The sequence below is a fragment of the Pseudomonas nitroreducens TX1 genome, from assembly GCF_000313755.1.
In the GTDB taxonomy this organism is placed as follows: Bacteria; Pseudomonadota; Gammaproteobacteria; order Pseudomonadales; family Pseudomonadaceae; genus Pseudomonas; species Pseudomonas nitroreducens_A.
On record NZ_AMZB01000121.1, the window covers coordinates 283,047 to 291,036 of the forward strand.

Sequence of the window (7,990 nt, forward strand, 5' to 3'; positions counted from 1 at the left end):
TACGGTTCGCGCGGCTACTTCGGTTTCTTTGGTTTGGGTGGAGCATCGAGGGACTCGACAAAGTGGTGAAAAGCGCTGGCCAGGTCGTCTTTCGATGCCTTAGGCAATGGAGCTGGACGTGGGACCTTGGCTGCTGAAGCAGCTTCCGGCCCTTCAGACTCAATTTGCGCCAATGCACCTCGCTCAGGCGCTGTCAGTGCTGAGTCAAAAACTTTGTTGATGACACGGCTTTCACGGTCTGCGCGGCTGAAAGCCACAATATTTGTCTTTAGGGCGCTTGGTAGCTCGAACGGGCAACGAAGATCCAGGCGACTACCAGTCTTGCGATTTTGCAGCGCCTGTACGTGCAGTTCCTCCACATCATCTCGATTGGCTGCATAGGCAGTGGATCGGAAGGCACGACTAATATCAGAGAGCGACACAACATTGCGTCCGGCACTACGAGCTTCAAGGAATGCTTGCTTAATGAGCTGCACAGCGAGACGCTTGATGCCACACGTAGCTCGATAAATCTCTTCGGAAAAATCATCGAGTGGCCCCTGTATTATCTCTCCAGAAACCCTGGCGCACTCGACAATATAGTTCTTCCACGCCAAGCTATCTGGATCATCAGGCAGCATAATGCGTGGCTCAGAGAGCAAGCGTTGTTTATCCTCGCTATTACGGCCCAGCAGCTTATGCAGGAGGCTATAGTTGGAGACATACAGCATTGGGGGCCCAATTGCCGCTAACGTCAATAGGATGTCAGTGACTCGTGACACTCCTTGTCCGGTATTGATGTGCTGGGTCTCTTCAAGTAAAAGCAGTGATACACCGTCTCGATTAGCCCTCCGCCGGCATTCAATAAGGAGCTTTGCAGCATTTCGACTGCCAGGTCGTTCGCTTCCCTGAACAAAGTCCGCCAACATCTGCCGGCCACCGGCTTTACCCCTAGCACTGGCATACCAATGAGATATTAACTGCAATTTCCCGTCGAAATGGTTGCACTCGAAGTCAGTGGGTGAGGGTAGAACTTTACGCAAAGCAGAAATAGTCTGGGTTTTCCCTACTCCTGCCAAACCGGTCAGGCATATAGGTGCAACCTCTACATCAGGAGGGGTATAAATTCTAGTGATGTAGTCCTTTTCACTAGAGAATAGCTGCTCGCTATGCAGGGATGCCTTTGCGGCCAGCTCCTTTATTAGCGAAAGAGAAAAGTCATTTGGTAAATATATTTTTTTTAATGCATTCGAAAGCATTTCAGCGGCGATGAGGTCATCCATTCCCGCCAAATTACTCACTGCGTCAGGCTGCACTGTAATTCGCTGACGGATCTGCTCGGTTTCCAAACACCCGGAAAAGCGATCCCTAATAGCCCTGTTCACTTCGCCTTGCCTCTGAAACGATTGTAGTCCGCCGTATCGCGAAGCGCTGCGCCGCCCTTTCCAGGCCGCCCAAGCTTCCGTTGGCCGCTATCGCCGTCTTCCCCGGTGTTTTCCTTGAACCTATCCCTAAATTTCTGCTGGATGGCTGGTCTCTCGTGCCTAAGCTCTGCCAATCCGGCACGGCGCATTTCATCGATTACTTTCAAATCGTAAAGAGAAATGTCAATGGTGCCTTCAGGTGTCCGCGCGGTCCTAACGAAGTCAAGCTCGAAAATCAAACCATTCAGCTCAATCCAGATATGCCGAACGCACATAGTTAGCGCATACGCTGAAACCCGTACCACGCCATTCCTCGCTACGCGATCGAATATATGAGTATCGACCAGCGCTTTAGACCTATACTTACGCCCATAGAAATACACAGCATCTTTCTGAATTGTAACCGTATGCTTTGATAGAAATGACCGAACCGCATTATCGAAAGTCATGCCGATTGCGCTATTTCGACCCCGCCCATCAAAATGAAGCCAAATATTATGGGGCGTAGGTTTGAACCCAGCCATCATCATATCTTCATCCATGCGTTTGCTAGCGTCGGAAGTAAGATTGTCCGACAGCACCTGTATAATCTCGCGCCTGGCCATCTGGACGAAATTCAATTTACTGTGAACGTAGGTCGGCTGATCAGCACTAATTTTATCTCGCGGGTGTGACGACTCGACAGTAGCTTTGGACTGCCCGGAGAAGACTGGAGTTAGCTCTAAACTCCCAAGCCAATTAATTTCAGGCTCACTATCATAGGTAGCTCCGGGACCTCTATCAAATACAATCCCACCTGAAAGGCCTTGACTTGGCCATTCTCCGGGTTTGATATCCATCCCGAACAACTCACCAAACTTAACCTTATCAATAGCCATCGAGAACAGAGCCATCTTATAGGCCTCCATATTCTCTCGGCCTTCTGAAAAGCCGATGCCAAGTACGGCACCCGACAAACCGCATACAGCCCGCACTACACAGAAGCTATCTACCGGACTACTCTCAGTTAGCCCGGATAATTTTTCAGATATGTAGTAACCATCAAACTCAACCCGCTGGTATACATTCTGCAGATTATCGGAAAAACTTCCCAGCGATCCAGAGCGTGTCCTAGCCATATTTTTTCCTCTCAAATCCTGCTCCAGACGCTTTGGGTTTACAAGCTTGCGGACCCAATATCTAAATTGGGGAAACGAAGGAAACGGAGCTCCGTCGGGATGACTGAAACTTGTAGCGCCGCCGATTGAAACTACAGTGCAGCCAAACTCTTTAGTCAGCACATCTGCGTACAACCTTTCCTGAGTCTCATATGCAGACTTAAACCTAACGAAACCCGAAAGTATCTTAGCTTTCATTTCTGCATCGCAAGGATATCCAGCTCTTCGACCTTTAGGCGAAGGCCGTCCAAGCTTCTTGAGGCTCCGCCCGGTCTCACGATTCCACCCACCGATACGGTGAAGTGGAGGCATTAGAGACCACTTGTCGAAACCAAAGACTATATAGCTATAGAACCACAAACGAAGACGAGCAGCATTCTGCTGCGGCTTATACTCTTTGGCATGAGAGTTTATAATAGCATCAGGCTTATCGCTGCCTATGATCTCTGCATATCTATTTACCAGGTCAGAAATTGCCATCCACCTTTGATCAACTTTCTGACTATAGCTATTCTTCGGCGACTTTCGCAGACTCTCTAAATGGGCAATCGAATAGCCATGTATAGCCTCCAACCAAGGCGGACAAGTGCCATTTCCGGCCTCGACTATCAGGCCTTCTTCAAGTGCCTCTTCAAATTCAATCCGAGTAATCGTTATAAGGTTAGACCCTATCTTAGATCCGTTATCGAAGAACAATACGAACCTAACTCGATTCTTGGTTGCATCACTACACAAGAAATGATAGATCTGACCTTTCTCGAGGCATAAAAAGCCATCGGGAGCGCAGACCTTCGCACCTAGCATCATTCTTTGGCACCTTCGAACAGTCCACCATAAACCTTGAGAATATCCTGTCCCTCTGGATTAAGCGGGTGATCTATAAGTATTGGCCTGAACAAATCTACTAGAAGCTTCCTATCCCAAATTTCTTGATAAATAGTTGCAATAAATTGGTCACGGCAGCCCCACCGGTTACCATATTTTATAGCCACGCTGGCAACTGACGCTCCAACAGCGAATGCGTCTTTCACTTCACAGCGGAAATCCATCATCAGTTGTTTATCAAGTGTCGCTGTCAGTCCGTGCATACTGAATAGTAGATCAAGGTTTGCGACCACCATTGGGTCGATCATATCCAATGCAACCTGGACCGTTCTTATGCTAGCGCTCGCGTAATACTCTACTTCAAGCAGCGCTCTGAGACATGCATGCTCACGGTCTCGTCTCTGCTGAACAGGAGTTTTCGTCTTCGAAAAGTTTCGTTCGTGGAATGACCCGCTTACATCTTTCACCGACCAGTTCAATGCATAGGGAATTCCATTCGTCCCACGCAGAAATAACAGCAGGTCCCCCTGGTAAGGAAACGGAATCTTTACCCGTTCATCACCTCTGACGATTACGATCTCGTAATGCTTAAACCCGATCTCTTCTGCTATTTCAAGAGTTCCCCGCAATGGAGGTGGAAAGCTCTCGATCATAAGAGGATGTCCACGTAACGGATGTGTCGTCGTTACGGGCGAGAGCATCTTCTGCTCATGAATGTCAAGAAGTCCAGGATGGTAAAGCGCAAGCTGTGCAAACACACGCTCCGGTGTAGATAAGGCGTGCAGAGCTCGGCCGAGCTTTCGGCTATTTAGCCTGCTTATACGGGAGCCTTTAGGTGCCTCTCGCGGCAGCGCCAATGTGGAAGGTACATATGTGTCCCCCCACTTAAAGCGGCTTTGACGGTTCACGATCAGCTCAAATCTCTGCTGTGGTGTCATCACAGGGATTCCAATGTCATAGGCCGCACAACTGCCGGTCAAAGGCATTATGACCGACAGTGTTCGGCTCTCCTTTCTCCAGGCGAGCGGACACAACTAGCCCTCGCCATTCACGATTAAACTTTTCTTGGGACGAACGGAGACATGCAGGGCTTGACGCCCTACATGATGCGGATAGACAATGGATTTGTCAGGCACTCAAATCTGACTTCTCCACAGAGGCCCAAGGTAGCACTTGGGCCTTTGTCTATCTGACTCCTAGCACCCACTGTTTAGCTAGACGTCATGTGTTCACCCCTTCTCTTCGGCCATAGACCCACTTCCTGGACCAACTGTTTAGTTACTGGTTAGGCCTACGGCAGTAACCCTCTCTGTCTCGTGGTATCTTTTCCCGAATCGGCGAACCAAAGGCAAGCCGCCATAGTACCTTCATCAATTGTCAACTGACAACAAAAAAAGTTGCACGAAATACAGTTAGATTACTGCCTACGCACATACAGAAACAGCACTACATAGCTACGCGGGCAAGCTAAAACCTATCACCCAAAAGTAGAATCGGAAACTTGCATATATTTATAGCATAAAATTATCAGAACAATAGAAAATTAAAGACTTCAGAATTATTTCTTTATGTGCTTTTACACAGCCAAACTTAAAGGCTATCCAGTACAATTTCGCATAGAGATTGAGCCATGAAAAATCATATCGACGGCTCAAAGGGCACCACCCCTGAAATATTTCTAAAATGGCTGCCGGACGAGAGCTTTTTCAGCATATGTAGTCGCTTCAGCTTTTTACTGGGGAGTATCAACCCAGCAACAACGCTTAGATTCTTATTTAACAACCCACGCAATAATGTTGCTCATGACTTTCCACAGAATCTAGACGCGTTGAAGCATGGAATCTCATCCTTACTTGGCGACCCCGAGAGCATAATTCGAAATCACACTATATTACCGTTCTTTTTCCCCTTCCAATCGACAGAACATATTTACGAAGCGATATATGCTTTGCGAGCACCAGTGCTTGGGTCTATAAAATACCAACTAGGCCTATTGACTGGACGCTTTGGCGCCGAGCACCCCTTGAAAGCATGTAGTGCCTGTATGCAGCAGGATATAGACTCGCATGGAGTAGCCTACTGGCATCTAACACATCAGTATCCGGGATTAATTATCTGTCCGACACACGACATCAGGCTTCAGGAGTGCACTTTAAATCGCCAATGGTCTGGGCGCTTTCAATGGGTTTTGCCCTGCGCCGCGCACCTGACACCCCAGACGCCGCTTCCTGAGAAGCATGTAACGCATGCTATCCGTCTTCTCTCCGAGTCGATCCTTGATCTCTCATCCATAGGGAACTCAAGGACTTTTGATCCACAGTTGGTGGCAACTGTTTATCGTGATCGTCTGCGAGAGATCGGCGTTAATCTTAGGCATCCGAACACAATATCTTCATTTGTTGAATACTCGACCAGCCTCCAACAACTCCATCCACTGACATCTCTCCCCACCACCACACAGACTGCTATTAATTATATATACCAACTAACTAGAAGCCCCCGAGGCCACCTCCATCCGCTCAAGCACCTAGTCTTTATAACTTGGTTATTTAGCAGCCTAAGCAGATTTATTAAGACATATGACTTGGCCTATCTCTATCGTGATCGCGAGAGCGTTGATATGCCCAACAAACACGATCACAACCCAATTTTAACACCCAAGAATCATCCTGAAGCAGCCGTCACTCGCCTCCCCAAGCCCAAAGTACTTAAGCCGCCTATACGCGCCGAGCTAATCACCTTTCTGAAAGAAGGGTTCCCAAAGCAAGAGCTCTGCGAGAAATTTCACATTACCGTGTCCACAATAAACAAGTTACTTCGATCTTCTCCCGAGGTGAAATTAGCTTGGGAAGCGGCATTTACTAATAATCGTCTTACCAAAAATCGAGCGTGCTGGACTGAACTAATCACGATGAACCCCACGTCAAGTCCAAAAGATATACGCGCTATTAAACCCGGTCTTTACGCATGGCTATATCGCAACGACAGGAAGTGGCTGAATCAAGAAAACTTACGCCTTCCAAGCGGTAGGTCTGGGAACAACTCCATAACCAACTGGAAGCAACGGGATACTGAGCTTGAGCGAGCCATAACTTCGTTACTCGAGAAATCATCAGATCACAGGAGTTCTAAAATCTGCGCCAAGGAAATTTTCATTGCACTCCCTCAACTGTCTAGCCGTCTGCAAAAGCGAGATAAATACCCTCGCACTCGAATTCTTCTTCGCAAATTAAATCAAGACCATTAAATAATTTCGGAGCGTGCTATGTCAGTGTGTTTTGAACTGGAACGGCGGATCAAGAGAATGGAAAAGGGGAAACCCTTTCTTAGCAGATCATTTCGACACTTGGGCTCACCGAGCTCCGTTAATCAGGCGTTTGTCAGGCTGGTTTACATTGGTGCGCTGGAGCGACTAGCCCGTGGAATATATATGCGGCCGCTCCACCATTCTGTACTTGGTAGGGTCTCGATACCGGCCGAGAGCTTGGTAGACTTGATCGCAAAGCAAACCGGAGGGCTGCTCCAATATCACGGTGCTGAGGCGATTCGGCGATTGCGGTTGAGCACACAAGTGCAGGTTCGACGCATCTACTACACCAGCGGGCGGAGCCGCGAGATCCAAGTCGGGTTGTCGACAGTGCGGCTCCAACATGTACCGCGCAGCTGGCTCCAGTGTGTCGGCTCCGACGCTGGTTTGGCTCTCGTTGCCCTGCATTACCTGGGTCCCGCAAACGTCAATGACTCAGTGGTGTGTCAGATCGAAAGTCAGCTAAGTGCGAGCGATTTGCAGAAACTTAGGGCCTGTGCGATGCCTAAATGGATGCTCCTGAAACTACGCACAATGCCCATCCAAACCGACTAAGCAGTTCAGCCCCCTGGGGATGATCTGTATCAAGTCGAATTTGTAGGCGCCCGCTCATCAGCTGAGCACTGGCTGGGAGGGCACAGAATTCAGGTATTTATAGTAGAATTATCCGAAGCACTATAATTGATCATTTATTAACCAACAGCCTGGTTACCTAGCGCGAGATAGGCCGCGCCTTAGCGATTGACGTCACCACTCTCGGCTTCAGATTTCAGGCTTTTATAGTGGAATTATCCTGGCCACTATAATTGGTCATTTCTTGACCAGGCGTGCAGTGCTGTGGCGTTGGAAAGGCTGGGCCATAGAGGTTGTTGGCGACACTTTTAGCAATTGCCGCCGCCCATGAGTACCGGAAACGCGTCAAGCATGGTGTTTATCCGTGACGCCCTTGTTATGACGCAGAACCACGCGGGCTAAGCGAACCGACCAAAGCTGATCCAGGCTAGTGGTGTAACTCCGGCTCATTAGCTCACGACGCATCCCCAAATCAGGTTCAGCCGGCGCCTACCCGGCCGCACAGTGCCGCGCCCCCAACGCGCATTGATAGCACCCATCACGACCATGGCCTTGGTAGAACGCTTGAGTTGGGCAGGGGCGAACAAATCGCCGGTGAATTCTCCGGCAGCGCGGGGATTTGCCAATGTGCCAACTGACTTACGCAACTACGCTGGACGTCTGCCGGGACCATGGTCATCGGGAAGAAGATAGGGGACGTCCGCTTTGGGTCGATTCTGTTGAAA

5 protein-coding genes and 1 pseudogene are annotated in these 7,990 nt (G+C 49.0%); 2 read left to right on the forward strand and 4 right to left on the reverse strand.

Going from position 1 to position 7,990, the window contains the following annotated elements:
* Positions 1-14: 14 nt before the first annotated feature.
* The 3 genes from C167_RS33880 to C167_RS32820 form a co-directional block, all read right to left on the reverse strand.
* Complete coding sequence (locus tag C167_RS33880; protein WP_235154344.1) at positions 15-1,262, reverse strand: transposase; 1,248 nt, start codon at positions 1,260-1,262, stop codon at positions 15-17.
* Between the two features lie 98 nt (positions 1,263-1,360).
* On the reverse strand, positions 1,361-3,367 hold the full coding sequence (locus C167_RS35190; RefSeq protein WP_026079157.1) for a hypothetical protein: 2,007 nt from the start codon (positions 3,365-3,367) through the stop codon (positions 1,361-1,363).
* On the reverse strand, positions 3,364-4,323 hold the full coding sequence (locus C167_RS32820) for a hypothetical protein (protein ID WP_037006268.1): 960 nt from the start codon (positions 4,321-4,323) through the stop codon (positions 3,364-3,366). The genes C167_RS35190 and C167_RS32820 overlap by 4 nt, the downstream gene beginning before the upstream one ends.
* Positions 4,324-5,015: 692 nt before the next feature.
* On the opposite strand from C167_RS32820, the gene C167_RS33885 reads away from it, so the two are divergent.
* Both C167_RS33885 and C167_RS35195 read left to right on the forward strand, forming a co-directional pair.
* Positions 5,016-6,632, forward strand: coding sequence for a TnsD family Tn7-like transposition protein (locus C167_RS33885; RefSeq protein ID WP_081596699.1), 1,617 nt, complete (start codon positions 5,016-5,018; stop codon positions 6,630-6,632).
* Positions 6,633-6,650: 18 nt separating this feature from the next.
* On the forward strand, positions 6,651-7,247 hold the full coding sequence (locus C167_RS35195; RefSeq protein ID WP_037006231.1) for a DUF6088 family protein: 597 nt from the start codon (positions 6,651-6,653) through the stop codon (positions 7,245-7,247).
* Between the two features lie 363 nt (positions 7,248-7,610).
* Here C167_RS35195 and C167_RS35200 read toward each other — a convergent pair.
* Positions 7,611-7,879 (reverse strand): annotated as a pseudogene (locus tag C167_RS35200) (DUF4113 domain-containing protein); the annotation flags it as partial.
* Between the last annotated feature and the right edge of the window lie 111 nt (positions 7,880-7,990).

What these genes read in the sequence shown, in the direction of transcription:
- C167_RS33880 (WP_235154344.1), bottom strand. Translation starts at nt 1,262, where the DNA reads ATGGATGACCTCATCGCCGCTGAAATGCTTTCGAATGCATTAAAAAAA.
- C167_RS35190 (WP_026079157.1), bottom strand. Translation starts at nt 3,367, where the DNA reads ATGATGCTAGGTGCGAAGGTCTGCGCTCCCGATGGCTTTTTATGCCTC.
- C167_RS32820 (WP_037006268.1), bottom strand. Translation starts at nt 4,323, where the DNA reads ATGACACCACAGCAGAGATTTGAGCTGATCGTGAACCGTCAAAGCCGC.
- C167_RS33885 (WP_081596699.1), top strand. Translation starts at nt 5,016, where the DNA reads ATGAAAAATCATATCGACGGCTCAAAGGGCACCACCCCTGAAATATTT.
- C167_RS35195 (WP_037006231.1), top strand. Translation starts at nt 6,651, where the DNA reads ATGTCAGTGTGTTTTGAACTGGAACGGCGGATCAAGAGAATGGAAAAG.